The 26,165-nt window shown below is 44.7% G+C and carries 31 protein-coding genes and 1 tRNA gene; 21 read left to right on the forward strand and 11 right to left on the reverse strand.

From position 1 onward, the window contains the following. Nucleotides 1-9: 9 nt before the first annotated feature. Nucleotides 10-600: a c-type cytochrome gene (locus GEV47_RS09745; RefSeq protein ID WP_153234560.1), complete on the reverse strand. Its 591-nt coding sequence runs from the start codon at nucleotides 598-600 to the stop codon at nucleotides 10-12. A 260-nt stretch (nucleotides 601-860) separates the two neighbouring features. Between GEV47_RS09745 and GEV47_RS09750 the strand changes: the two genes are divergently transcribed. Further along, nucleotides 861-933 (forward strand) — tRNA-Arg (locus GEV47_RS09750). 146 nt (nucleotides 934-1,079) lie between these two features. Here the strand turns inward: GEV47_RS09750 and GEV47_RS09755 are convergent. The 4 genes from GEV47_RS09755 to GEV47_RS09770 all read right to left on the reverse strand — a co-directional run bounded on the left by GEV47_RS09755 (nucleotide 1,080) and on the right by GEV47_RS09770 (nucleotide 2,853). Beyond that, complete coding sequence (locus GEV47_RS09755) at nucleotides 1,080-1,496, reverse strand: hypothetical protein (protein ID WP_153234561.1); 417 nt, start codon at nucleotides 1,494-1,496, stop codon at nucleotides 1,080-1,082. 363 nt (nucleotides 1,497-1,859) lie between these two features. Further along, nucleotides 1,860-2,414 (reverse strand): TM2 domain-containing protein, encoded by a 555-nt coding sequence (locus tag GEV47_RS09760; RefSeq protein WP_153234562.1) that lies wholly within the window; start codon nucleotides 2,412-2,414, stop codon nucleotides 1,860-1,862. A gap of 27 nt (nucleotides 2,415-2,441) precedes the next feature. Further along, a complete protein-coding gene (locus GEV47_RS09765; RefSeq protein ID WP_153234563.1) occupies nucleotides 2,442-2,663 on the reverse strand; it encodes a hypothetical protein in 222 nt (73 codons plus the stop codon). A gap of 10 nt (nucleotides 2,664-2,673) precedes the next feature. Further along, nucleotides 2,674-2,853, reverse strand: coding sequence for a hypothetical protein (locus tag GEV47_RS09770; protein WP_153234564.1), 180 nt, complete (start codon nucleotides 2,851-2,853; stop codon nucleotides 2,674-2,676). Nucleotides 2,854-2,984: 131 nt separating this feature from the next. Between GEV47_RS09770 and GEV47_RS09775 the strand changes: the two genes are divergently transcribed. The 19 genes from GEV47_RS09775 to GEV47_RS09865 all read left to right on the forward strand — a co-directional run bounded on the left by GEV47_RS09775 (nucleotide 2,985) and on the right by GEV47_RS09865 (nucleotide 17,432). Beyond that, nucleotides 2,985-3,422, forward strand: coding sequence for a transcriptional regulator (locus tag GEV47_RS09775; RefSeq protein WP_153234565.1), 438 nt, complete (start codon nucleotides 2,985-2,987; stop codon nucleotides 3,420-3,422). Nucleotides 3,423-3,679: 257 nt separating this feature from the next. Next, a complete protein-coding gene (locus GEV47_RS09780; RefSeq protein WP_153234566.1) occupies nucleotides 3,680-4,300 on the forward strand; it encodes a hypothetical protein in 621 nt (206 codons plus the stop codon). Between the two features lie 513 nt (nucleotides 4,301-4,813). After that, a complete protein-coding gene (locus GEV47_RS09785) occupies nucleotides 4,814-5,773 on the forward strand; it encodes a DUF932 domain-containing protein (RefSeq protein ID WP_153234567.1) in 960 nt (319 codons plus the stop codon). Between the two features lie 76 nt (nucleotides 5,774-5,849). Next, the gene (locus GEV47_RS09790) at nucleotides 5,850-6,851 is read left to right on the forward strand and encodes a YqaJ viral recombinase family nuclease (protein ID WP_153234568.1); all 1,002 of its coding nucleotides are present in this window, start codon (nucleotides 5,850-5,852) and stop codon (nucleotides 6,849-6,851) included. 107 nt (nucleotides 6,852-6,958) lie between these two features. Next, a complete protein-coding gene (locus GEV47_RS09795; RefSeq protein WP_153234569.1) occupies nucleotides 6,959-7,861 on the forward strand; it encodes a recombination directionality factor in 903 nt (300 codons plus the stop codon). Between the two features lie 580 nt (nucleotides 7,862-8,441). After that, nucleotides 8,442-8,795: a hypothetical protein gene (locus GEV47_RS09800; RefSeq protein ID WP_153234570.1), complete on the forward strand. Its 354-nt coding sequence runs from the start codon at nucleotides 8,442-8,444 to the stop codon at nucleotides 8,793-8,795. 143 nt (nucleotides 8,796-8,938) lie between these two features. After that, a complete protein-coding gene (locus GEV47_RS09805) occupies nucleotides 8,939-9,499 on the forward strand; it encodes a PAAR domain-containing protein (RefSeq protein ID WP_153234571.1) in 561 nt (186 codons plus the stop codon). Further along, a complete protein-coding gene (locus GEV47_RS09810) occupies nucleotides 9,489-10,103 on the forward strand; it encodes a hypothetical protein (protein WP_153234572.1) in 615 nt (204 codons plus the stop codon). The genes GEV47_RS09805 and GEV47_RS09810 overlap by 11 nt, the downstream gene beginning before the upstream one ends. Before the next feature lie 452 nt (nucleotides 10,104-10,555). Continuing rightward, a complete protein-coding gene (locus tag GEV47_RS09815) occupies nucleotides 10,556-10,978 on the forward strand; it encodes a hypothetical protein (RefSeq protein WP_153234573.1) in 423 nt (140 codons plus the stop codon). Nucleotides 10,979-10,980: 2 nt separating this feature from the next. After that, nucleotides 10,981-11,604, forward strand: a complete 624-nt coding sequence (locus tag GEV47_RS09820; protein WP_153234574.1) for a hypothetical protein — start codon at nucleotides 10,981-10,983, stop codon at nucleotides 11,602-11,604. A gap of 64 nt (nucleotides 11,605-11,668) precedes the next feature. Continuing rightward, on the forward strand, nucleotides 11,669-12,337 hold the full coding sequence (locus tag GEV47_RS09825) for a hypothetical protein (RefSeq protein ID WP_153234575.1): 669 nt from the start codon (nucleotides 11,669-11,671) through the stop codon (nucleotides 12,335-12,337). A 264-nt stretch (nucleotides 12,338-12,601) separates the two neighbouring features. Further along, nucleotides 12,602-12,823, forward strand: coding sequence for a hypothetical protein (locus tag GEV47_RS09830; protein WP_153234576.1), 222 nt, complete (start codon nucleotides 12,602-12,604; stop codon nucleotides 12,821-12,823). A 176-nt stretch (nucleotides 12,824-12,999) separates the two neighbouring features. Next, nucleotides 13,000-13,317 (forward strand): hypothetical protein, encoded by a 318-nt coding sequence (locus GEV47_RS09835; RefSeq protein ID WP_153234577.1) that lies wholly within the window; start codon nucleotides 13,000-13,002, stop codon nucleotides 13,315-13,317. A gap of 18 nt (nucleotides 13,318-13,335) precedes the next feature. Then, nucleotides 13,336-13,635 carry a hypothetical protein gene (locus GEV47_RS09840; RefSeq protein ID WP_407646220.1) on the forward strand — a complete coding sequence of 100 codons (300 nt, stop codon included), beginning with the start codon at nucleotides 13,336-13,338 and terminating at the stop codon, nucleotides 13,633-13,635. A 676-nt stretch (nucleotides 13,636-14,311) separates the two neighbouring features. Continuing rightward, nucleotides 14,312-15,043, forward strand: coding sequence for a hypothetical protein (locus GEV47_RS09845; protein WP_153234578.1), 732 nt, complete (start codon nucleotides 14,312-14,314; stop codon nucleotides 15,041-15,043). Between the two features lie 85 nt (nucleotides 15,044-15,128). Further along, the gene (locus tag GEV47_RS09850) at nucleotides 15,129-15,854 is read left to right on the forward strand and encodes a hypothetical protein (RefSeq protein ID WP_153234579.1); all 726 of its coding nucleotides are present in this window, start codon (nucleotides 15,129-15,131) and stop codon (nucleotides 15,852-15,854) included. A gap of 118 nt (nucleotides 15,855-15,972) precedes the next feature. Then, nucleotides 15,973-16,242: a hypothetical protein gene (locus tag GEV47_RS09855; protein WP_153234580.1), complete on the forward strand. Its 270-nt coding sequence runs from the start codon at nucleotides 15,973-15,975 to the stop codon at nucleotides 16,240-16,242. Nucleotides 16,243-16,646: 404 nt separating this feature from the next. After that, on the forward strand, nucleotides 16,647-16,916 hold the full coding sequence (locus GEV47_RS09860) for a hypothetical protein (RefSeq protein ID WP_153234581.1): 270 nt from the start codon (nucleotides 16,647-16,649) through the stop codon (nucleotides 16,914-16,916). 183 nt (nucleotides 16,917-17,099) lie between these two features. Next, nucleotides 17,100-17,432, forward strand: a complete 333-nt coding sequence (locus GEV47_RS09865; protein ID WP_153234582.1) for a hypothetical protein — start codon at nucleotides 17,100-17,102, stop codon at nucleotides 17,430-17,432. A 431-nt stretch (nucleotides 17,433-17,863) separates the two neighbouring features. Here the strand turns inward: GEV47_RS09865 and GEV47_RS09870 are convergent, their stop codons facing one another. The 4 genes from GEV47_RS09870 to GEV47_RS09885 all read right to left on the reverse strand — a co-directional run bounded on the left by GEV47_RS09870 (nucleotide 17,864) and on the right by GEV47_RS09885 (nucleotide 23,100). Further along, nucleotides 17,864-19,672 (reverse strand): hypothetical protein, encoded by a 1,809-nt coding sequence (locus GEV47_RS09870; RefSeq protein WP_153234583.1) that lies wholly within the window; start codon nucleotides 19,670-19,672, stop codon nucleotides 17,864-17,866. A 285-nt stretch (nucleotides 19,673-19,957) separates the two neighbouring features. Beyond that, the gene (locus GEV47_RS09875) at nucleotides 19,958-20,641 is read right to left on the reverse strand and encodes an AbiU2 domain-containing protein (protein ID WP_153234584.1); all 684 of its coding nucleotides are present in this window, start codon (nucleotides 20,639-20,641) and stop codon (nucleotides 19,958-19,960) included. Between the two features lie 384 nt (nucleotides 20,642-21,025). Beyond that, complete coding sequence (locus GEV47_RS09880) at nucleotides 21,026-22,798, reverse strand: DNA primase family protein (protein WP_153234585.1); 1,773 nt, start codon at nucleotides 22,796-22,798, stop codon at nucleotides 21,026-21,028. A 92-nt stretch (nucleotides 22,799-22,890) separates the two neighbouring features. Then, nucleotides 22,891-23,100: a hypothetical protein gene (locus tag GEV47_RS09885; RefSeq protein WP_153234586.1), complete on the reverse strand. Its 210-nt coding sequence runs from the start codon at nucleotides 23,098-23,100 to the stop codon at nucleotides 22,891-22,893. 116 nt (nucleotides 23,101-23,216) lie between these two features. Here GEV47_RS09885 and GEV47_RS09890 point away from each other — a divergent pair, with 116 nt between their 5' ends. Beyond that, the gene (locus tag GEV47_RS09890) at nucleotides 23,217-23,594 is read left to right on the forward strand and encodes a hypothetical protein (protein WP_153234587.1); all 378 of its coding nucleotides are present in this window, start codon (nucleotides 23,217-23,219) and stop codon (nucleotides 23,592-23,594) included. Nucleotides 23,595-23,729: 135 nt separating this feature from the next. Here GEV47_RS09890 and GEV47_RS09895 read toward each other — a convergent pair whose 3' ends face one another. Next, nucleotides 23,730-25,253 (reverse strand): DNA primase family protein, encoded by a 1,524-nt coding sequence (locus GEV47_RS09895; RefSeq protein ID WP_153234588.1) that lies wholly within the window; start codon nucleotides 25,251-25,253, stop codon nucleotides 23,730-23,732. Nucleotides 25,254-25,396: 143 nt separating this feature from the next. Further along, the gene (locus tag GEV47_RS09900) at nucleotides 25,397-26,146 is read right to left on the reverse strand and encodes a hypothetical protein (protein WP_153234589.1); all 750 of its coding nucleotides are present in this window, start codon (nucleotides 26,144-26,146) and stop codon (nucleotides 25,397-25,399) included. Nucleotides 26,147-26,165: the final 19 nt, after the last annotated feature.

Raw genomic sequence — 26,165 nt, forward strand, 5'->3', positions numbered from 1 at the left:
TCGTTCACGTCATTTTGCAGCTGGTGCCGATGCAGTGCTTGCGACTGCTGCTGCGCTAGCCGAAGTGTCTGCGGTTGCCGCAGCAGCTGGCGCCGGCACTTCTGGCTCCTTAAATTTGCCGCCGGATTGATTGACCATATAGACCACGGCACGTGCAACTTCGACATCATCCAGATCAGGGTTACCACCCTTGGCCGGCATGGCACGCAAGCCACTTAATGCAAAACCAATAACTTTATCCTCACCAACCGCAAGACGTGGACCCCAAGCCGCAGCATCGCCAACTTTCGGTGCGCCAGCCGCGCCAGTGGCATGACAAGCGGAACAAGTTGACTTAAACACCTCTTCACCGGTCAAGAATACCCGCGGAGCGTTGACATCTTTAAACGTAAATCCCTCATCACCAACTGGTTTCAGACGCGCTGCAATCGCTTCTGCCGTCTGCCCCTCCGAACCTGCCCCGACTTTTTGTACGTTAGTCACGTACTGAACCAACAATATGATGCAAATGATAGGAACCAAAAAACCTGCAAGTACAGCAACAATTAACTGCTTCGGCGTTTTGATCGCCGATTGTTCTTCGTGATGTGCGTCGCTCATAAAGTCCTCAGTACATTTTTAAACTAGGAGGGTTGAAAATAGATGCATTCTATGCAACTCAAAGCTAACCGTTGATTATAGACGTAATAATTGCGATTTGGAACGATAAAACTTTGACTACAACGGACAATAAGGGCGACATGGCATGGACGTACACCCAGAAAAACGGTATCCTTCACGCCTCTGGTTATCAGCGAAGAGTCGCACCACTTAAAGCGGTATGGACTTGATAAGATTTGCTGATGATTACGTACACTTATGCGGCTGTAGCTCAGTGGATAGAGTATTGGCCTCCGAAGCCAAGGGTCGCTGGTTCGATTCCAGCCAGCCGCACTTATATTTTACCTATGAATATTGGGACTTTGTGTTTTTCAAAGTTTCCGATTTTCCCTACTTGTGCTACCCATGTGCTACCCGATAGATGTATTTCCAGATAAGTTGAAATAACTGTCTTCTGCCTTACACCCTTCCCCTACCTGTTACTTCTCACTCGTGGGTCTCTTCACTTTCCGAATTCGCTTTGACGTCACAAAAGTTTTGCCGTCATCCATGATCTGAGGAAGACCAAGCTCTTTGATTAGATAAGAGCAGCGGACTGGGGGCCATACTTCATTTTCGTCGTATACGTAACTCCAAGCCTCTTGAATGCACCTGATGTTTGCGCCGGTCAGGCCACATACCTTGTCAGCATATGGTTGGGGGATATGTGACTCGTCTATCCATAAATTTACGGTTATCACATCTACATTAAAAAGCCGACAAACAGCTGCAATACCTCCCAAGCGTTCAACGTAAAACATAACATCGTTGTTATTAGCAATGAAACGTGGCTTACCAGTAACTGGACTGATTTCTATCCGCCACTCTTGCATTTTTTTTATTGTATTGAAGTCCATCACAATGTACTCCTCAACTGCTTAAGCTCTACACCGCTGAGTTCCGCCATCAGTTTGGCTCTGTCAATATTGACGATCCTGCCTTGCTTAATCCAACTATGAATAGTCGTTCCGGATACCGCCATAACATTGGCTGACTTGGTTACTCCGCCGATCCTTTCCACGGCAATCTTTACGTAATTTTGTGGGATGGGATACATTTCTGTCCTTGTTATTTTTCTTATATGAACATAGCAATTACTTATTAACTGCCTGTCATTATTATTTTAGTTCAAGGAATGGACTGCGTTAAAAATACTGACAATAAAAATGAAAAACCCGCTGTTTAGGCGGGTCTAAGCACAACAAATTCATACTCCTTAGTCAGAGTGTCGCTTTGATCCTCGATAAATCGTCAGCATTCAATGCTCCAGAGCCGGCCAAGGGAATCAGCGCTGTTAAAAAATCTTCCGCACTCTCAAAAGGCTTCTTCTCGGACAACTCGCTAATGAGGTACGACACTTTTGACCGATACTCCTCTTCGCTCAATAAGCCGCTCTTGTTCAGCGCATAAATTTTTTCTACCTTGATCACCAGATCAGCAACTTTGGTGTGGGTAGCATTGATGGCGTCCTCTTCGTTCTCTTTACTGCGCTTCTCAGCAAGCATCCCAGCAATCTGCTCATTAATTTCGTTGGCACGTCTATAAGCATGATCAACACTTACTATAACAACAATAATCCAAATCGGCCAAAAAATTACCCAGCAAAGAACAGTTGCGATAAAAAATGCCACGCCCTGCGCCGTGTCCCCGTTGTAAAACTGGCCGAACCCAGCACACAAAATGCTCCAGATCATTGCAGCAGAAGGGTTTTTCTTTGGCGAGATAGCAGTAATGCCTGACACTTGATTAGACACCTGATTAATATCCATATCCATTATTTTGATCTCCCTGATTTTGTGTAGTTATTTACCCGACTTGATGCGTGACTGCCGGGATTTTTCGAGGACCGCATAGTCTTTGGTTGTGGCCCGGTCAAAGCCTCGGTCGGTCCAATTGCCATTTTCATCGGCATATCCCTGACGTTTTAAAGAGGTACTCGACATGTCGGCAAGATTTTTTACCTGTCCATCGTGCCGAGATCCCATTACCAAAAGGCCAGCGTCAAGTAGTTTGCGTAATCCCATGCTCACTCCTTCAATGATCGCTGCGATCGAAAAACATTCCACTGACAATTGTCACAAGCAACCCTGCAACAGCCAGTCCCAAGCCGCTACCGAATCCACTAAAGAAATTCCTGACACCTTCTCTAGTCCCATCCTTAGCGGCATCTTTAAAGCCGCTACCTTCATCTTCGTTTTCAGTAAATTGCGTCATAGTTCGCCCTGTGGGGGTTGTCATTCGGGGTTATGCCGCCTTAAGTGGTCGGTTTTTTAATTTTACCATTTGGTATATCACAACAACCATATTGTTTTCAAACACGACACAGCTTATTTCACACTGGGGGAATGCCAACCCCAATTAACGAAAAACTAGAATTTTCCCTGCGGCTGAAGCAGGCGCTGAAACGGAGTTCGAAGAAAATCGAGACTCCCACTGAGTTAGCGTTGCAATTCAACTTACGTCACCAACACGACTCTATAACGCCAGCAGCTGCGCAGAAGTGGATGAACGGATTAGCACGGCCTACACCGGACAAAATCGAAACCCTCGCAGAGTGGTTGAATGTGTCAGCACAGTGGCTTCGTTACGGTATTGCTGAAGATAGACCAGCAACGACTACTGGACGAAAGGTATCAGCAAGAAAATCAGCCGCAACAATCCAACCGACGGATGATGAGCTCAAATTGCTGATAAAGTTGCGGAGCCTAAGCGAACATCGGCGTAACTTGGTGGTCGAGGTCCTGGAGCAATTTTCTTTGGAACAGGAAATGTGGCGGGATTGATCGGGCAGTGCCTGATTTTCTGTAATCTCAGCCTGCTCAGACACGAACAATAAAATCGAGGCATGATTTGTATTGAATGTTTCAGATCGGCCAGAAGCGACTGCATGTTCAGATGTATAAAGCTACTCGCTATTCCATCTCGGCTGGAAGCGGTTACTCGATTAAATAGTAATTCGAACCGATCGTCTCGGATCACACATCTGAAAATATCGTTTTGGAATACACTTTAACGCTATACACATCACGTTGGACAATCCATGCAAATTGACATGACACGCCCGTCAAAACTCTATCGGTACTCAGAAAGAAAATGGCTGGAACGATCTCTCAATTTTGGAGAATTTCGCCTTCGACCAGCTAGTGACTACAAAAATCACGAAACCGATCACGCACGACACGATGATGAACTTATTCGAGTAAGCAAATCCCCGGCGAACACAGTCACCATTACGGTGGAAGGCACTGGGCAGCAACTGAAGCCAATCGGTGAAATAGTCTACCAGTCAGAAGTTGGTACAAATTACTTGACGATATGCTTCTCGGAGATTTGGGATGAATTGTTGTTTCAAGATTTCCCTGGCACCGATGCATGCCTCGTTATTCATGATGTAGAAACATTTGCTGAGAGATTTCACGCTGAGGCTCAATCGGCATTGCTGGAGTGGGGTGGCATCGACGCACCTGTCGTCTATGGCGGCGACAGTCCACTTGGGGCGGTGTTTTCCAAACCGCTTCCATTTATCCTCCAGAAGGAATGGCGGTTTGCCTGGAGACCGCCTGTGCCTATTCACCACATCGAGCCAATCACAATTAGTATTGGCAGCATCGCTAACATTGCAGAGATCATCGAACGTCCACGCCTTGAACCACACATCTAAATGACCTTCGATTGAACTAACGCATTCTTCCAGTACATCTACGCTGGACTCCATTTTCAATGTCCGGTTTGGGTTCTTCTGCAGCAATCAAATATGGCGACTTTCCACCGGCACTTCCTATTGGCACAAACCTGAATTACAACAGCAGATTCAATATTTTCCACCCCCATTGGTATAAGAACAGTGCTGTAAAACCTTCACTGTTCCACCTCTACCAAGGAGCCCCCACATGAACCAAGCAGTCCGAAGTTTCCTCCTGGTCCTGCTGATCGAGTCTATCTGTGCAGTTGCTGCATTCCTAAAAAGCTATTTAATGAGGCACATGCAAAGCGATCACGAATACGGCTTCAGTCACGATCACGAATCTGAATTCTCCTAAGCTGTAACCCCGCCGCACAGCTCACCGCTTCCCCTCTTCACTTCCGCAACAACATTCAACGTACTGACCTTGCTCCGGCTGCTTTTTCGCAGCGGCATCAGCACGTCTATTCACAACATCTAAAGGAAAAAATCATGGCACACATGCTTGAAACAATGGCCTATGTCAATGAAACATCCTGGCATGGCTTGGGAAACAAACTCACCGCTAAGCAGCCCATCGAAGTTTGGGCAGAGCAAGCGGGCATGGACTGGCAGATCAAGGAAGCGCCGGTTCGATTCATGACGGAGAGCATCGGAAGTCTTGGTGCGATCATGAGCTTCCCCGAAAATAAAGTGTTATTCCGGTCTGATACGAACGTCCCTCTGTCAGTGGTCAGTCAACGCTATCAGGTAGTCCAGCCACGTGAAATTCTTGAGTTCTATCGTGATCTTACTGAGATATCCGGCTTCAGTTTGGAAACTGCGGGAGTCCTCAAAGGTGGTCGTAAAGTATGGGCCTTGGCTCGTACGAATCAATCGTCAACGCTCAAGGGCAACGACACCGTCAATGGTTACGTTCTTCTTGCCACCGGTTGCGATGGAACATTGGCGACTACTGCTCAATTTACGAGCATCAGGGTTGTATGCAATAACACCTTGGCTATCGCACTTGCGAATAACTCCGGTGCAGTGAAAGTACCTCACAGCACCAGCTTTGATCCTGAAGCAGTTAAACGCAAACTGGGTATTTCTGTAACGTCATGGGACAGCTTTATGTACAAGATGAAGGCGATTTCTGAACGCAAGGTCAAATCTATCGAAGCCGCCAATTATTTCCTGCGAGTCTTCACCGATTCAGCCTTACCAGCATCGGGGGTAACAAACGAACGGGCAATGAAGAAAGTCCAGTCGCTATTCGAAGGCCACGGAATGGGCTCTCAATTGACTTCTTCCAAAGGAACGGCTTTCGGTTTGTTGAATGCCGTAACCGAGTTCGTGGACCATGAACGTCGAGCCCGATCGGTAGACCATCGGTTGGAAAGTGCATGGTTTGGCCCAGGTGCGACGCTCAAACAAAAAGCATTGGATCAGGCGTTATTGATGGTTGCCTGACACTTCGTTTCACACCATCCCACAAGCCTGGCTGAGCTAATCCTCTCCGGGCTTTTTCTATTTGAAGGAGCACGCAATGAGCATTGCCGAAAGAGTAGTGAAAGGAAAATCGAACCGTCCTGCATTACGACTGGTTTCAACGAAAGATCTTAATCGAGACGATTGGCTTGTTGTTCGTAAAAATGGAATCGGAAGTAGCGATGCTGGCGCTGCTGTTGGTTTGAATCCCTATCAATCACAGCTTGAATTGTGGATGATTAAAACAGGTCGAGATGCTGATCTTCCGAAGATCGATCCAAACGATGACACTACTCCCGCCTTTTTTGGAACGCTGTTCGAACCTCTCGTAGCCAGTCTTTATACACGCCGCACCGGCAACAAGGTCAGGCGCATCAACGCAGTGCTGCAACATCCCGATATTCCTTTCATGCTTGCCAATATCGACCGTGAAATTATCGGCGTTGACGATGTGCAAATCCTTGAATGTAAAACAGCAGGCGAGTTCGGTTCACGGCTCTGGCGTGACGGTGTTCCTGAGTATATACAATTGCAGGTACAGCATCAGCTAGCCGTTACGGGGAAGATGGCCGCAGATATTTGCTGCTTAATTTGCGGTCAGGAAATTCGTATCTATCGCATTGATCGTGACGACGCTCTTATCGCACGGCTCATGGAACTGGAAAGGCAGTTCTGGTATTACGTTGAAACAGATACACCTCCCCCCGCTGATGGCAGTGATTCAGCGGATGTTGCATTACGGTGCTTGTATCCAAACGATTCCGGTAAGACGTTGGATCTTACCCACGACAGAGAAATGTCTGCTGCATTTGCTGATTTGGTTTCAGTCCGTGATGATATTGCAGCCCGTGAAAAAGTCGAAGCACAGCTAAAGCAACGTATACAGCAGAAAATGGCTGATGCGACTAAAGCCAAATTCGAAACCGGCGAAGTCAGCTTCAAGCGCAGCAAAGATGGCAGCAGTCTGGATGTCACGAAGCTACTGCAAGATCAACCCGATCTGCTCCAGCGTTATCCCCTCACCAAACCTGGCTCTCGCAGGTTCCTCGTTTCAACGTAATCCCTCGCAGTTCCAACCGAAGTCAGTGCCTTGTTCCGCCAAGGCCGCTTGTGCACGCCTGCCCTTGCGGAAACCGGGGTGGGCACTATTAATTTAAAGGAGTCAACATGATCAAAGGTTTAGCAATCACACCGCCAATCTTGGGACGTATTTCAATCGGAAGGGTTGTCGAAAAAAACGGGAAACGTCTTCCTGAAAAAGATGACCAATTTACGATAACCAGCCAAGTACAAAACAAGGACGGTTGGATATTGCACCCGTTTGATGAAGGACTTCGCAAGGCAGCTATTGGGGGCAAGCTTCGATCCATTCCAATACGTGTTCTATTCAACGAGCCGGATCTTAATTTACGAGCCGAGTACAGCTTGTTTGATCGTCAGACTGGCAGACCACTGTGTACCGGCAATGGAGACGTTTGCAGACGCTACACGGCATCGGGAATTGAATCACTACCTTGCCCGTCACCTGATTCTTGCCAGCTCGCCAAGAGCGGTTGCAAGCCTTATGCACGTCTCAACGTTTTGATTGGGGACGAAAATGAAATTGGTAGCTTTATTTTCAGGACAACCGGTTATAACAGCATCAGAAGTTTGGCTGCACGGCTCAGCTACTACAAGGCGGTGTCGGGAAATCTGCTGGCCTGTCTACCGCTGGAATTGCGCCTTCGAGGTAAGAGCACAACCATGAGTCATCGCAGTGCTATCTACTACGCTGATATTACAGTCAGAGAAGGGATGACCTTAGAGGAGGCTATAACCCAAGCGAAGGAAAACGATGAACGACGAAAATCGGTAGGCTACGATCAAGTTGCGTTGGACGATGCCGCCGCAATAGGGTTTGCCAATGGAGCGTTTGAAGACAGTACGGAAGAAGTTGCGGAAGTCGTGGAAGAGTTCTTTCCCGGTGCTGTCGCTGGTGCTGATCCGCAGTCCACAACGTCAACTAGCAAACCCAGTCTGATGGACAAGCTGGATAAAAAAGTCAGTGGCAATGCCGAGGGTAAGTCATGATCTTCATCCGGTTCGTGCTGTTTTGCTTCGGCCTGCCAGTAGCACTCATTACCATTGGCATTATTTGGCTGTGGTTTGGTAATAAGATTGTCGGTTACGTATTTTTCGGCGGGTAGGTTCCGCCTTTGCTCCCGAAGTTTCAGGGAGTTTTTAGCCAGCATCAATTTGCGGACGTTGGCATCGGCCACTTCAAAATGTGATGGCGTATGCAACGCTGCCTAGCTGCGAAGCTGCTTGTATCGCTTCCTGTCCCTATCTATATATAGAGAAACAGAATCACCTCAAACCCAAAGTAAATACAGGCATTGCAGCCAATTAAGAACCCACCATTTCTTGAGTTTTTGTGGGCGCTAATGGCATGCAAGAGGGATGGTAGAACGTAAGCGATGATTGATGCAGATAGTCTAGCGTTCGCTTGATTGCCCATAAAAGTGCCGTCCACAAAAATTCTGATGTGAATTAACCACGATTTGTGAACGATTGCAAAATCCAGTTGTTGATTTTCAAAATGACAATTCTTAACATTCAAGATTTCACTAGACTTCTTCTCTTCTAGCAAGAACAACGAAGGCAGTAAAAAATGGGGCAGCGCCTTAAAAGCAAGGGGAAATTGGTCGGTTTTGCCAAAGGCATGGGCATGGCTTTGCTATGGGCGTCCGCATTACCCACCAGCCACGCTCAAACGGCACAAACGACAGGCAGCGAAGAGCTACGCCGCCGTAATCAAGCTGACACCTTGGAACGTCAACGCCAGCAGCAGGCTCCGAACGTTGATCTACAGAGCCAGGCTCTCGCAGAAGCCGCAGACACACCAGCATTGCCAAGTGAATCACCTTGTTTCCCTATTCAGCGCTTTGCGCTGGAAATTCCTAGTCAGCTATCACCCGCCATCCGGCTAGCCGGTGCCAACGATTTTCATCATAGTGTTATCTGAGTTTATTCATGCGTGGTAAGCGTAGGTACGTATAGATGGCTCCTATAGTGGTGTGCATTGCTGAACATCAACGCTGCGACTTCGGAAAATTTAATGAGATATGTGAGTGACTCAACAACAAATACATAGAGAGGAAAAATTACATGTCAGCATACGCAATTGTTCGCCAAGGTGACTCGACATCGCACGGTGGGACGGTTCACGAAGGTTTTAACTTTCCCCTTTATGGACGAAATATTGCTGGGGTCGGTCATAAAGGCTTTTGCCCTCAATGCAACTGTGAGTTCACCATTATTGGTGGTTCGGGAAGTGATCTCACCGTTTTAGGAATGACAGTTGCTGTCGAAGGCATGCTTACTTCATGTGGTGCTTATTTAATTGCCTCGCAACATGTGGCAACAATTGGTGGTATTCCCAGTGGAGTTCCTGCGCAAACGCCATTTGCTAGTAGCAATGCTTCAAATTATGCAGAAGCTAAAGCACAAAAATATGATGAGCAAATCCGCGCAATAGACCATGAGACGGGGAGCATTATTCCAAACATCGCTTATTTTATTAAAACCAATGACGGCGAAATTTATAATGGCTATACGGACGACTTTGGATTATGTCCACGAGTCTACACTGATCAAACAGAACCTTTGTCCGTTTGGTTTGGCTTTACGGCCATAGATATGCAGCTGGAGAAAAATAATGGCGGATGAAATAACGCATAAGCCAAGCGGGAAAGTAGCTACGAATCCAACAAAAAATTCTATAGCGGATATCAAACATCCTAGCCCAACTTTTATTTTATATGGAAGAATCGCAGCGGGTGTCATTGGATATGTTGGGGGATTAAATACTCCAGATTTACACTTCACATTGTTCATTGATGATGGTCAAGGCGGTTCAATTGGTATTGATGGGCAACCAACTCTGGATGTATACGCTGATAGCAGACCGTTTCAGAATGTAAAATTTATTCGCTCTAATTTTTACAGAAATACCACCATATCAGGTGTAGTTATTAAAATTCCACTACAACCACCTGCTGGAATGAGTAATCATATTTTTGCTCAAAAACTGATGGAGAAAGCGTACAGCTTTGCAAGCTATACACTGCCTTACTCTGCCCCTGAAAATATAGGTGGCACCATTATGCGAGAAGGGGAATATAACAGTAATTCATATATGGCTGGACTTTTGAACAGTGTTATGGGAAGTGTCCCGAAAATATCACATCCAAACTACCTAACTCCTGGCTGGGAAACGCCCATACCATCTTCTTACTTCAAAGGTGAGTCGGGAGAAAATTCCCAACCATGAAGAGCAAAGGCCGCACATTTCTGAATATACTGGCATGGTTTTTTGCCATACCAGTACTTTTCTACTTAACATCATTATTTTCGGAAAATTTTTCGAAAGCCCATCATCAGATCATCATTGGGTTTATTTACTTATTTTTTCTTATAACTGCAATTTTTATATATAAGAACAATGTTACATCGAAAAAAACTGCGCTCAAAAATGGATTTCAAATATTTTTGTTCGGCTCAATGATGATGGTAATTTTTTTTGTTGGGTTAGTTTTATCGAATTGGCTCATGATGTTTATTTATGATGTTATGCCGTAAGTAGACTCGTATGAGTATTTGTGCGTCGAAGCATCGTAGTCTACGATGTTTAATCTCTCTAGTATTTAGAAACGTATCGAACGGGCGGCGGTAATGAAGGCAGGCGAAAGTCCGAGGCCAACTTATTTCAGTCAGGGGAATACGATGCAAGCCATTAAATTTTGTGCCATTACTCTCCTAATATTTTTTATAAGCAACAGCTATGCAGCGACTACAAACCCGGAGTGCCTCAATCATTTAGGCGGGGCTTTTGCTGATGTAGAGTGTTACAACGGTCTGTCGAATGACTTGATTGAAGAAAATAAGATTTTAATAAACAAAATCAGTTCAACTATCCCAGCAGAAAATCCAAATAAAAACCTACTCAAGCAATACGCTCATCAACAAAAAGAATCGAAGAAGTACTGTCAGTTAAGTCGTGATTCATTAAATGCTTGGGTAACTGAAAAACCAGCCAGTAATCCACGATATTTTTACTATGATGCTGCTTATTACCAGTGCGTTTATGACAATAATAAGTACAGCAATGGATTTTTAAAAGAAATACTCAAAAACACTACGCAGTAATCATGATTTCAACCAAGAAATTTATTACTTCTTTTTTTTCATCTTTGTTTTTTTCATGCTCAGCTCTATGTATTTCTTTCTTCCCATTTCAGTCAGCATTTAGCGAGGATATATCAGATAACCTTTTGTATTTCTGTAATGCGAAGAAATCAGAAATCTCTATTGATCTTGCAGAACAGTCCCGCACGGTTACAAAGCCAGATTTCATCAAAAAAACGATTAACTGGGCAAAACTACTTCAGCTTGGCCCAGAAAAAAATGGTGGCGGTCAACCACTAAAAACCGGTAGCAAAATAGCTGTTCGACAATATGGGATGATTCAAATTAGAACGGAAAGTGGGTTTGTTAACGATAATCCGCAAGGTGAATCTGGGGCTTGGGATTTTCCAGTTATTGAACTACGCGTTGCTGAAAAAACTGTTTTGCAGAGAACGGCGCTAGATACTTGTTCTGCAAACGACAAACGAGCAAATATCTATTTTGGAACATGTCCCGGTAATTGGGCGCAATCAATTGAAACGAAAATGCTTGCTGATGGTCGTGTTGAAGTTGAAGTTAAAAGAAAATTTGATGATAGCGACGGTCAAACAAAAGGAACACGAGAAACGCAAATGATTACTGACTGAATTTAGATTGGTCGAACAATAACTGCTATCGAAAAATAGGTATTCCCTTTGATGAACTCCAAAAATGAACAAACAGCCATCCAAAATCCCTCCATGTGGTCATGTTTTACATCCTGACCATCCATTCCACGTTTTGGTCACGTACCAGCCACAACAAGGGCAGCCAGACCATGTCCGTGTGATGTGTGAGGCTATGGAGGATGGGAGTGTAATTTCAGCCTATCTCTCCCCGATACATGCGTTGATTGATGCTGCATTTAGCGCAAAACCACCGACTACATTTTATAAACACGTACCAATCCAATTATTCAACCCTCAAGAATTCATTACGGACTTTAACGGGCAATTACGCTTCTTATTTCACTGTGGTTACACTGCATACGACGGAAAAATAATTGTCAGGAAAAATGGTCATTTGGGTGGTTTTGGGTCTTTGCAAATTGAGGAAATTCATGCAAATGATATCAACAATATTGAATTCAAGATTGATAAAGACATTCCTGCTGCAATGAAACGTGTGTATGAACATGCGGGGTTGTTCGCATATAACGAAACTATTGAAAATAGCAGTAGATGGACGGAGCAAGAATGTCAGAAAGAGGTGTACGCAGCGGTCGAACGTATCGGTGAAACCGTGGATGCAGGATTTCAATACAATCAAATCGCCATTTACGACCCTGAGTTTAGGCAATGGCATTTTGTGCCGTTAGAAATTTATACTAAAGACGATTGAGGTTGTTGTTAGTAAAAATCTCCAGCCTCACTGCCCGCAAACGGTAGTGGGTCAGTTAGCTTCGCAATAGGTGATCCTTCCTATCAAATCGTGGAAGAGGCAGCACCGAAAGAAGCAGACGGTGTGGCAGCTCCAACAACGGAAACTGCACCGGAGAAAACGCAGTAAAGAAGTGAATCTGTCGCTGTTTTTTCAGCCACAAGATACCTGACGTACCAACCGACAGATTCATTTTTGATAAAAAATATTCACACGGAATTGATCATGAGCATCAGCATTTTTTCAGGCGCAACGACAAGCAACAAGGTCGATGAGTCGGTGAGCTTTGATCCCAATCGCTTATTCGACGCATTGCTCACCAAACTTCATTTAAAAAATGATGCGACGCTATCGTGCTTGCTCGGTGTAGTGCCAAGCCAGGAACGAAGGCGGAGCATGGGACTATGCGGCGTTAAAAGCCGAACATGGGACGCTGATAAATGCTGACAGTCTTGTACCAACTCGCATGCTAGCCGCTAGATATGGCGTTTCTGTGACGACGATAGAGAATGAAATTTATAAAAGCGGCAATCCTCCAGTCTTCCACAGTCACGATCCGTTTGGACATTGCAAACGCATGGCTTAACGATTTCTCTTTCACTCAAATAACAAGTTAAACGATTATGAAAACTACTCCATTCCTCAGCGCCACGACCGTCAAAAAACTCGATGAACCAGTGACGTATGATCCATGTTATCTGCTGGACGCACTGATCGAAAAATTACAAGTGAAAAATGATGCTGGGTTGTGCCGGAGACTTGGAATTCAGCCGCCCGTAATCAGCAAAATTCGGCATCATCGTAAGCCAGTAGGGGCAGCAATCCTGATCCGGATGCATGAAGAGAGTGATCTGACTATCTCGGAGCTACGTACGTTGTTGGGAGACCGTCGCAAAAAATTCCGCATTAGCGACAAGCAGTTTAAGCCTAAGCAAGGTTAATGGTTTAGCAGAGTATTGATGATGACTATTCACACCACTACGGACGCACCGACACGTAATCTGCTCGATGACCAGACGACCTATGACCCAAACCGGTTACTGGACGCATTGATTGAAAAATCCCACCTGAAAAATGACGCCGCACTTGCACGACTGCTCGAAGTTGCACCGCCCGTAATCAGCAAAATTCGACATCGCCGGTTGCCAATAGGTGCGACATTGTTGATCAGCATGCATGAAGTCAGTGGTCTAACTATCACTGAATTGCGAGCCTTGATGGGGGACCAGCGCAAAAAATTTAGCGGCAGCACTGCCTAAATCAAGTCAAAAGAAAATTAAAGCAACACACATCAACAATGCCCACTATTTAGCAATTTTAAGAAAGCACTTCATGGTCCCTTTTCGCCGCCTTGCACCGCTGATAGCATCCATTGCATTTATATCTGGCTGCGCTGCTCCTGGAGCCGAGCCGTTGATTATTCCAGATAACGCACCTCACGCTACAATTTTTCTGAGTGCACCTTTTCCGTATACCGAACTTTATTTAAGGGGGCCACTTCGATGCACATCGTTTCTGGGGCTCCCAGGTAAAAGCAGGGGTGGGACGAGACTGATAGATATACCGAAATATGGTCGTGATGAGAAAAAACAGCAGGCCAGAGTACCGGTTGGTGCCCATCTTACATTCGGTGTTGTGCAACCAGAGCGTGCTACGAATCAATACTCGCAATTGGATTGGACTATGCCGGTGGAGGCTGGAGCAACGTACATTGTGCGAGTCGATCCGATCCAGCACCTGGTAATATTTTTCTCAGGTTTTCATGTGACAGTAACGAAAGACGGGGTGCCTGTGCCAATAAAAATGCTACCTGTACCTATTAAATCCGATTGCCCGGAAGATTTGTCATAGGCCATTCATGCAGCAAGAATACCTGGCTCGTCTTCCCGTACGTAGGTTCCGTTTATCGTTCAATTACTGGAAGCAATCTATTCCATGCCTACGGAAAATAAAACTTCTTTTGAAAAATTCGAGAGAGTTATTCCACTCGTCAGCCATATAGCACAGGTCATCATAATGCTGCTGACAGCCGGTGGACTATATTTCACAGTAATTCCTCTTTATCAAAAGGCAGCAGTTGATGAGCAGGTTGCGAAGCAACAACTTAGGTTGGAACAGCTACAGCGCACGGTCGCAACAAATTACAAAAAAATGCGAGCTGAAGCAATACGTCAATATGTCTTTCTAGCAGGAGTAGATTGTACTGGGCTAATGACCCCCATTCCGCCGTTAGGCGTAAGATCTACAGGTGCGGATCTAAATGACAAAATTTTGGCTATCAATGTGTCTGATTGTATGCACGCAGATTTAACTACGGCCACTCTCTTGACTGCTCTTACCCCTGAGGATCGGGAAGCTCTGTCTGTATCTGTAAATAATATTGCCGCTGACATTGATATTGCTCGATTGGCTGCTAAGGTACGAAATTCTGCAGCTAAACCTCCCTTCAATGCAGCTGGCCCATTAGATTTAGGTCTAGGGGAGTTTGCCGAAATGCAGCTAGCGGTTATAAAAAAATTTGGGGCTACCGATAATCAAGTTAGAGCAGCCAGGGAACAGATGTCAGTGAATACGCAAAGAAACAAGATGACCGTGCAATACACTACATTCGCTCGATCAGAAATTGGGAAATTGAATCAGCTTGTATGGCCAAAAAATACTGATTAGATTCTACAAATATTTTGAATTGGGTACAGCCTAGACAGCTGCAAATTTTGCGTTGGTTCAACCACTTCAAACTCTTCAACCACACATGCAGCCAGAATACATTGCACGTCTTCCCTTAGATATTCGCACCTTGGTCGAAGAGATCGAACGGGCCAGCCGAGTTAAAATCACCGTCGAGGTGGATTCCGCCAGGGCACGGAACATACCAAGCCAACCGGACACCATGGCCTGCGAATTCAGTCCACATGGCGCAAAATTGCTAATCCCTACCTCCGACTATTTTCCCGACGGTTCAGTGCTGCACGAGTTGCTTCACGTTCGCAGGTTTCTGGTTGAAGGCATACCGTGCCTTGTTGACTGCCTGACTTACCAGCATTGGAGGCTCTACTTTGCTGCCGGGTTAATCCGCCTAGATAACAGCATTGAGCATCTCATCATCGTTCCAGAAGAGCTTCGTATTCGCCCAAACAGGAGAGAGTACTGGGAGCGAGTAATGATGCGTCTCTGGGACGAGCTTGCCTTGGACAGGCTCACAGAGTTAGCACGACGAGAACTGGCACTGATCAATTGGGCGTTCATTGAACACGTACTGCCTGGCAGCGCCGTACAATCTTATGCAAGAGTTGTATTGGCTAAATTTGATCTCACTGATCGGGCGCAGCGCTGTTGCGACGAATTGATACCAAGTTTGCAGGACAAGGAAAGCGCCATTAGGGTGTGCTTCAGCCACTTAGAGCTGCCGTTGGAGGTGGCTTCGCTTGAATACATCGATACCCACGCTGGTACACGCAGAGAGGTTCCCTTAGGCTAGTTGTAGATTATTCCTCCTGGAAATTAATCAGAAAAATTTGGCTGTTGCTACAAATGCCTTTGTTTGTCGTGCTGCAATCGTTGCAGCGAAACTGAAGTAGTTATCCGAGGTAGATGAAATGGCTGAACAACGTACGCCAAATGAGCATAATCACATTGGCACAACAACACACAGTTGGTGGTTAAACTCCACTATATTTATCTTGTCACTCGTAGCCACGAATCTTGTGACATATACCGGAATTTCATATATTGAAAAAGAAAAGATTGATGTCCCGGTCATGGGAATCGAAGATGCGAGTGAAAATAACGTTCTAGATATGCCCACTACAGGGCAATCTGGCGACGATATTTCGACAATTCCGAAGCAGCCTGAATTAGACCTTTAGTTTGGAGTGAAACCATAGGTAATTTCACAGATAAAAAACTGTTTTTTATATTTGAAGGTATGAGTGAAAATAATGTCGGAAATATGCCCGGTATAGGGCAATTTGACGACACTTTCCGGCAGCATCAAACCGGGCTATGAATTAGTTCATTTACCAAGGGCTGTATGTAGGCTCTTAAGGTGTGTGGCTCGGCGCTGAAAGCCCGGAAGGGGCGAGACAACGTTTTGTGTTGGCTCGATGCATAGCACGCCATAGCCGATTTTCGCGGGGGCGAAAATGCCCCAAACGTTTTCCAGTTTTTTTTAAAAAAATACAGATATATTTACTAATACCTGAATTTCGGTGCGGTGAAGTAAAATGCAGCCTTGAGGCATAGAAGCTTACATCGGATTTAGAATGAGAATATGGGACTAAATAAACGAGAAATTGCCGTTATTGCAGAGACAAATAGAGATAATTACTCCGTGGAAATTAAAATGGATGATGGTCGTTTGTCGCAAGCATCCATTACGATCATTCAGCCTGAAAAGCGCTATGAAGTATTCACGAGCCGGGGGGAATTGAAAACTTGGCGAAATCTCGCTGATGCAGTTATGTACATACAAGAAGTATGTCCTGATTGTAAAAATGTAACGTTTACTGTCGGTTCATGGTCATTTGTAAGGGCTTTATGAGGTAGGCCAGAGAAGGGGTTTTAAAGCAAAATCCCTTGGTCATATAGACGTTGTTTTACACCATTTGCAGCTTCACGTAGTGCCTGGTGTAAAAAAGCGGATAAGGGATTATTTTCTGCACGTTGATTTTCCAGTATTCCAACTTCCCGATAGAACACAGATTTTTCAAGGGAAATATACGCATTGGCAAAAATTGGAATTCAACAGTCGACTCGTTTAGTTGAGTTTGCCAGCAAATTTCCTGACACGAATCCAGTAGCAGTTCAATTTCGCAATATTTTCCGTAACCAACTACCATTGGTCAGTGATCGCCGGAAGATGGTGGAATATGAGTTGGCAAAAAACCGAATACAACTTTCTGCTCAGCGCTATCAAGTCATCACATCGTTTCTGGCCTTGATTGACGAAGGGCCGCATTACGGCGCAGCGACGTTCGATGAAAAAGCCGAATCAATTTGGATTGATCATATGGATGCAATACGTGCACAAGCAAAAAAATTAGAGCAACCTAACTAGGATTTGGAGAACCATGGCGTCGTTGTCTCACGTGTCGCACGACTGTCTCATGAGCATTTTTCGTCATGTGCCGATATCTATTCCTTCCGTCCAAGCTGTGAAGAGGCAACGTCAACAAGCAAACCCAGTCTGATGGACAAGCTGGATAAAAAAGTCAGTGTCAGTCCGGGGAGTAAATCATGACCGCCTTCAGTTTGTTGTTATTCGCCTTTGGATTTCCTCTTGCGCTCATTGCCATCGGCATTGTTTGGCTATGGTGGGGAAAGATGCTGGCCGGGTACGTTTTCTGTGGTGGCTAACGCCGCCATTTGCTCCTGCTGTATGGGAGTTTTTAGCCCAATTTCTACATTTTCGTTGCAGATTCCTATTAGTGAAGCCTGCTAGATATAATATTGTATTGCTCTGGCCTACAGCATTCCCCCATTAAACACTCAAGAAAACCGAATTTTGTGATTTTTTTGAAGACTACTAACAACAAGCCAAAATAGCGAGCTGAAAAGTGTGGCCACCACCGAAAGAAATAGTAACTTTATGGAAGAGTCAAGCCTCTCCCAACGAGTTTTATTAAGTCTTGATTGATCTTTAAATATTGCTTGTGCCTCTCCAACAAATCGTAGCTGTCCTGTTGGCTCAAGTGAACCAAGCAAATTTCCATTTTTAACAGTAAATTTCTCGAATGGGCTGGCATTAATTTTTGCACCATCCATCTCGAAACTCTTCACTCCCCCGGTAAATGACAAATCTTTTACCAATCCTCTTGATGTAATTATTGAGGCATCTTGATTAGATAAATTTTTTACACTAACCCAGCCGTTAATTCCATTAATATGAAGGGCGTTCTTTCTATTCGAGGAAAAGCTATCAACTGGTGTTTTTCGTTCTATTTGCAAAATAATTCCGACAGCAATAGCCATGTCTGAAATATTAACTTTAATGCCAGGAACGAATTTTGTTTTTGTTATCGGATTGCAATAAAATTTGTCCTCAAAATTAAGCGTTTTTTTGCTTTCAAAATTTAAATCGTATCTGACGCCATCGGCGTTAATTTTGATTCGCCTTGGTTGTAGTGATGAATTTTGCATCTTATCGCTTTTTATGAGATAAGTCGAAACGTATGCTTTCAATTTATTCGATGAACTCCAATAATCTAAAGTCGAATTAGATCCCGGAAAACGATTCAATGTAAGCAACTTAGTTTTTAAATCTTGAGAAAGCCAATATATATTTAAAGCCTCGTTATCTATTGCAACCTCACCGTTTGCGCCGCTCTTCGAATTTATTAATAACTGCGTGATACCTGAGTCAATTTCTACTTGTAAGTTATTGAGATTATCAAAAGTTATAGTATTGTCAGGCTGCGATACTTTGGTGGGAAGATTATACGGCAAGCAACCTGTGTAAAGCATTATGGAGCCCTTATAAATTCCTGGCCTGTCAGATTTTTTCCAACTAAATACGAGTGGGGTTTGGTTAATAACTTCTAAATCTCCATTGAAATTTCCTCCTTCAGAAAATAAACCAAATTTTTTCTCTGTTGCGCTACTTAACTCACCTTGTTTTTTAGATATGTTTGAAGTGTAATATCCAAAAGTGGATGGATCTAAAAGTATATCTATTTTGGCAGGCGTTAAACTGAAAAATAGGGTGCATACATAATACGCACTAGCGCTTACGGCGAATCCTATCACCGGAGGAGAGGCCAGTGCTAAAACACGCTGAAGGGATACATGGGTTCGTGTGAATGACAGTATTAATTCAGTAAATCTAAAAACTAGAAGTACATAGCTTGCGATAAGCAAGGAGCCGAAAATATTTGAAATGACACACTGAAAAATATTTATCTTATTTGAACCGTTGATTTGCACAAAGGCAGCATATAAATCCAATACCGTAAGTGCAAAACAAAAATAAACTATGGCAATAACAAAAACGTCTCGATAATTAGTAGCTTTCCGCACAAAAAAAATGAAAAATGCAGAAACTAGAGTAAATGGCCAAAGCATCCCGTTAAACCAAGTATTTATCCCGGGAAATTTGATAAAACTGTCACCATATGCGCTGGAGTAAATGCTGTTTTCAGGGCTAGTTAAAAGCGATAGCAAATAAAGTTGAAGGTATGGGCCGATACATAAGATCATGCCTAACCCAACAGAAAAAGAAAGAGCATGTGCCAGTGGAAGTGCCAGGCGCTTTCTCAGAAATTTCTTTCCCAATCCGCTTACTGATAGTTTTTTTTGCATGAGCTAGTAGGATGAAATCTATGGCAAACGGTGATTTTGGTTTAATTTAAAATACTGCTATGAAACTACTGTTTTTGTTACGAAATCTCCGTATCGATTTAGTAACCGAATACTATTAATATCTTCACAAGATCGCCATCACCCTCTATTGATCTTAGCCGTTCAATGCAAGTCAGACTCGATCATACACATCATATCTGGTGATCAACCCCAATTTTGTCACTTGCTTCACAAGTATTGTTCTGGCGTAGCTGACTATTGATGTTGAGTGTCGACTTAGCGCTGTTAGTGTCTATATAAACTTTGAGACTTTTCTACTGCTTCATTTACGCATTGAAAAATGTATTCATAGTCCTGATCGCCAATAGCGTTGGTCGAATACGAAGAAGCTTCAAAAAGTACGCTATATCGATTTAAGATGTCGTGAGCACGACGGAGTAGCGTTTCAAAGTCGTCCCACGACAGCGGATATGTATCGGCAATGCTCGTTGCCCTTGCGGTATTTCTTGCGTTGCGATGCGCCATCGTGCTACTTCTGTGAACTACCAATGTTTTTACTAGTGGATCTGAAATTGAGCAGGAGACTATATCTATTTCCAGAACGGAAATATCAGGTATCCGACTACCTACAGCCAAACTTTCTACAAAAGGATTTTCACATAGGCGATCTCTAAAGCCCTGATCCCCAAACAGTTGTTGATTTTCCTTGATTGTTCGCAGCCAACTAGAAAGGTGGAGGGATTTATCGTCCGTGTCATAAACTTTTGCTAGTAGGGCAAAGCTTGTTAGATTGAGTGCTTTAAGTGTCGTTGACCAAAAGGTATTGGACTGCTGCATTACCAGTGGATATTTATCTGCGGCTTTTATAAGATCCTTGCGCATCTTATGGTGGATATGGGCTCCCACAATATCGTCGGCTAGGCCATTCAATAGGCGTTTGAAGTCTGCTGCGTCTCGAATCTGAATCATTACATACCTCCGACGGAAAAAATAAATGCAATGTCGCTAGATAATAGACGAAAGATCGGCCCCAAAGGTGTCGGGTTGGTGTCGGGTCTAGCCGTACCCGTCGCCCCTAAAATCCAATATCTGTTCAACTTCCATACTCCGGTGACGGGTGTGTCGGGCTGTGAGAAAATCCATTAATATTTTTTATTCGGGCATAGATTTTTTCTTCCCGCATAGGATTAAGTCCTCCACGTCCCATCCTGCTCTTCTTTATTTTATTTTTGAATTTAAGTAAAAATCACGACACCCCGACACCTTTCGCACCAACCCTCATAATTGACTGAGACTTTAGTGGTGACGGGTACATGTCAGACCCGACACCAACCCGACACCACTCGTCACCTTTTAAATGTGATATTTTCCTGCAAGCGGAGTGATGGATAGCACTGGAGGCTCATCTGGCATTTGCGAGACGGTGAAAAGACAATATTCCACATGCCAGTACCGCCCAGCTTTATCCCTATCTTTTTTGAAACCGACACCTTCCAGACGATCTGCGAACTGATTACTCGCAAGTGTCTTGTAACCATTGTCAGCACTCCAGTCCTTGTAGTAGCCATACAACTCGGCACCTCGCACACAACGATTTGTATCTTCACAGGCTCTGAGGAACCCCTCTGCAAACTGTCGAACAGGATCCGAGTTCACACGATATTGCGTAACCTCTACCTGGCAGCTTGGCGGAATCATGAACGATCCTCTCGTCAACAGGTTCTGCAATCCAGCCACGGCCCAATTCAAGATACCTGGTAGCTCTGCCATGAGCCTGACTTCCCGTTGATTGTCCTGCTCGGCCTCAGTGAACTGACGATTGAGCCGTAAGATCATTGCCCTACGAAAGAAACCATCCGAGTGATCTAAAAGTCGGGGTAGTAGGTTAGTTGCGCCAATCAGACGTGAATATGGCTTGAACGAAAAAGGGCGTTCATTTTTGCGCTCAGCTTGAATGATGTCACCAGCCGTTATTTGTTTCAGATAGCCATCCGACACGGTTGCATGCGCCGACATCTCAGAACTGATATTGACTAGCTTGCCCTGTAGTTCTGCACGCACAAATTTTTCTCCCAAATTTTCTATTTGGGCGTAGCTGATGTTTACCTTCCCTATCAAAGCGGTTATTACAGCCAGAATCAGCGATTTGCCGTTACCGCCACCACCGACCATCCACAGAAATTTGTGAATGCGGGTATCAGGAATCTGACAGTAGCCGATATATTCCTGCAGCAATTGAATCTTCTCGGCCTTATCAGTATCTGGTGCAAATATTTCATCCAGAGTCTGGAGCCATAAAGGGCACTGCGCCAGAGCATCGTAAGCGATATCTAGCTTGTTCGTCAGGTAGTGATCTACCGTGTGCGGCAATAATTCCCTGGTGAGCGGATTCAACGTTCCATTGTTTAAGCAAATGAGCGGAGATTGTCGCTCAAACATTTCCGGCATAGATGCGTACTTAATTTTGACCAGTTCAAACACGCCGTTCACTTTAGATGCAGTGGCGTTATCATCCATTGCTTGGAGTATCGGCTGTTTAATATGGACGTCAGGATTCAACGCCGCCCAATAACCATTGGTGTAGGCGAGAGCTTGGCTGTTAAAATACGCAATGTTGCCGCCGTGGTGCACCATGGCAAATTCATTGGCAAATTCTAAAGCCGTTTTTTTCTTCGGTTGGCGTGAATTTTCGTCAACCCCAACTTTCTTTGGTGTCGACGCTAATGCCGGTGAAGGAGATGTTGGCTCAACTGATGTCACTGGTACCCAAAGCGCATCCCCGAACGATGCCAGTTCCGTTGCGGTCCATCCATCAGCTTCTGCATCAGCCAGGTCGTAGCCTTCAGCTAGCGGAGTCTCGCCTTTGACCAACAACTCCAAATTCATCACGGCGACGACTTCCGCACCGACGTCACCAAGCAATTCAATCAGCTTGCCGGTGTAATTCATAACCGCCTCGAAGTTCAGGCCCTTCGGAATCGAATGATGCAAAGCGAGTAGATCCTTAGCACGTGATACCGGATCGGTGTTTTTGATTGGCGCTACCGCTTCCACGCCAGCGTTGTTGCAGGTTACTACGTTATCTTGGAGCTTAATATCGCTCTCTTTTTTTGAATTAAAATACATTTATACACTTTCATATTATTGTTTTTGGCCGGTTAGAAAATTGCGTTTTCGTCCGGCTTTTTTGTTTTTCTGCTCGCCTCCAAAGATTTTCTCTAAGTCGCACTCTCCTTAAATCGTGGCCTCAACGAATCAACAGCAAACCCACTTGCTGCTGAAACCCTGGTAGCCATGTCCAGATTAGGAATGACACCGTGACGACACCACTTGCTGATCGTGCTGGTGGAAACCCGTAATTTTCCCGCGGCTATTTTGGCCCCACCCATGTTATAAATCGCTTTTTTTACATCTTGATTTTCTGTCATTTGAAATTTCCTTTATAAGTAAACGACAGTGATTTTTTCATCACTCTATATATATGTTAACTTCCGTTTTTCGAGTCGATGGGTTTTTGCGAAAATAATTTGCAAGAGAAAAGCGGATGCATCCTGAGTCGCAAATCCTTGAGACGTCAGTGTTCCTGGGCATTACCCATGCATCGTTTTCACATCATTTATTTACACGCTTGATTGAAAGCCGTATCAGCTTTCTTGAAACCCGTGCGTTGTCCCTTGCACCGCTGTTGCTTGATTTTTTTCAAGCTTCATTTTTATTTTGGCGGTGTGATAGATTCCTTGCTAATCAACAGAAATTTTCTTCTGCAATCGGAATCTATGCTTCCAGCGTACCGTATACAGACAGGCACTTTCAACAGGTTTCTGAGGACGAATATAACAAAGTATTTCGGGATATGAATGGCAGGTCCAGGCTGTCGGAAATCACGCAATCACCGCAAACGAATAGCAGTGATGGCAACTGAATATTTTATCGCTAATAGTGAAAACATCCTCCCATCCTCCCAACGTTGCTGCATTGATTACGAAGTGGGAAGATCGGGAAGATGGTTTGCCGTAAGCATGCAACCGGTCAGATGCAAGACCAGTTGGATGCGTGATCAAGCTGCAAGTGCTAGACCAAGATCGGGTAGGAGTTGAACAATTTTTGGCAAGATTGACGCGGGGCGGAAGTACTCTTTCCCTGCTTCTGTCGCACTGACCAACCACCACGATTGATTTGATTTCCGAGACGTAAACTCTAAAGCAGAAAGCTCACGTCCAAGCGTTATCATATTACCGGCATCAAAACCACGCTCCCTGCACCAAATCTTAAACGCCATAAAGATATCCTTGGATAACATACCGATTCTATCGGTAGACGCCACTAGACATTCTTCAGCAAATAGCCTTCCCGGAGAGATCTCTTCCCGGTAAATCTGCACGGCTTGTTCCGATGATTCCGGAATGGTGAAACGACCCTGCGCACGCAACTCGTACAAACCTTCGAGCCCCCACCGTATGATGCCCGGTATTTCCGGAATCAGCGATTGCAACAGATTTGGATTGCGTTCACTTTCAGCAAACTGTTGATTGAATGTCAGAATCATCAAACGGCGGAAATAGCCATCGCTGGTGTCCTTGCAATCTGGCATGTTGTTGGTCGATACGATCAAGCGCACGTATGGTTTGATCGTGTGCGACTGCTTATGTTTTAGTGCAACTTCGACCGCATCGCCTGAGACTATAGCCTTCAAGTCACCATCTGCCGTAATATTTTTCTTTGGCAAATCTGGCGACACATTTAACAACTTTCCATCCATAGTTGCACGTACATACGACAGACGCAGCCGATCCAGCATGGCGCTTGACGTGTTTGCTTCGCCTATGATTTCTCTGATCAGGTCCATTAATACTGTTTTGCCATTTGCACCTTCACCCTTGAGAATCAACATCTTGTGCATGCTACTGTCAGCAACAAGCAGATAGCCGATCCACTGGCGAATTAACTGGATTTTCTGATCACGGTCCGTGTCATTGGCCCAGACGCTGCTCAAGAACGTAATGAAACCGCCGCATGTAGCAGTGGCGCTAAATGGATGTGGAATTCGGTTCAGCAGCATATGCGCTGGGCTGTGCGGCCCCAAGATTCCGGTCGCAACATTCAGCGTGCCATTACTAAAGCAGATGAAATTCGGATCAGGTCGAATGACATCCATCGATTGATCGCATTGGATGAACACCATCTTGATTAGCTCGGCAACATGTCTTGGCTTAGCGTCGAGACCAAGGTGAGGTACGCCCTGCTTCCTATAGTCTTTAGCAGTAGAGATACACAATATTTCCCTGTCCTCACTCTCCACTTTCCATTGCGAACTGAGGCTGAAACCAACTTTTTCTCCATCCTTCTCGATCACATCTATCCAAGCCTGAATACCTTCCGCTTTCAAGCCACCGCCTCCATCTTGCATAGGATTTTTATCGGAACAACGAAACATTACGCCACATTCTATTATTTGCTGAAGCATGGCTCGCATCGTATCGCTTGACTGTTTGAGATAGTGGCCATCTCTCATACTCTCTACCATCAATTCTTTGAGCCAGTCTAGGTCATCGCTCTTCGCGTCTCGAATAATTATTTTCATTTTATCTCGCCGGATAAAGTACAAAAAAGGCGCTGTAAGCGTCTTTTTAATACTGTTTACATATTACTTCTATGATGCCTTTCTAACATTGCATACTAGCTATCAACGTTAGCCTAACGTATTCCCCAGAACGGTAGTTTCCTTTAGGCAAGACGAGAAAACGTCACAATTGCGCCAACGAAGTGGTGCCTAGTTGATGTGTCTAGTACATACTCGCAAACTTCCTCTTTGATCGTTCCGTCCGGCTCCCAACTGACTCCAAAAGTTTCGACGGATTCAACAACATCGCTACGCTGCCCGAGACCAGCTAACCACCTTTGATATTTCTTCTTTACTTCGACCTCCTTGACGAACGCTTCATGTAAATTTTGTGGCACTGGCGTTTCGTGTAATGCAGCGAATACGACAAATCCCAACACGCTCGCGCCAGTGTCCCCTTCAAGCCTCATGAATTCCAAATTCCGACGAAGATCATCCATTACCAATTTGCGTGCTGGATCGAAGCCTTTAAGTTCGATGGCGCAAAGTGGTTGCCGACCAAAGTATCCAGATTTAGGTGAGTCGTGATAAACAGCGATATCAATTCGGCCATTTCGGTCGATTTTAGGGGGTACTTTCGAACGCCGCTTAGTCGATCCACGAACCAATGGATGACCAAACTTGAACGGTAACAGGCAGTCTCGAGCAAACTTCTTAGTACTCTGCTCGATCCGAATTTCGTAAGCATGAGCAGGAACATAATTATGCTCGTCGATGGCATTTGCTGTATTAACTGTAAAAAGGTACTCTGCATTGAATGCCAGTGCCGGCTCATCCGTAAAGCTATGCATCGCTTGGCATGCCCTTTTCATTCCGGTCTTAATTGCTTCGATAATTTGTTTTTGATTATGCATAGACATTCGGAGGATAACA

This window comes from Glaciimonas soli, assembly GCF_009497155.1.
GTDB classification, from domain to species: domain Bacteria; phylum Pseudomonadota; class Gammaproteobacteria; order Burkholderiales; family Burkholderiaceae_D; genus Glaciimonas; species Glaciimonas soli.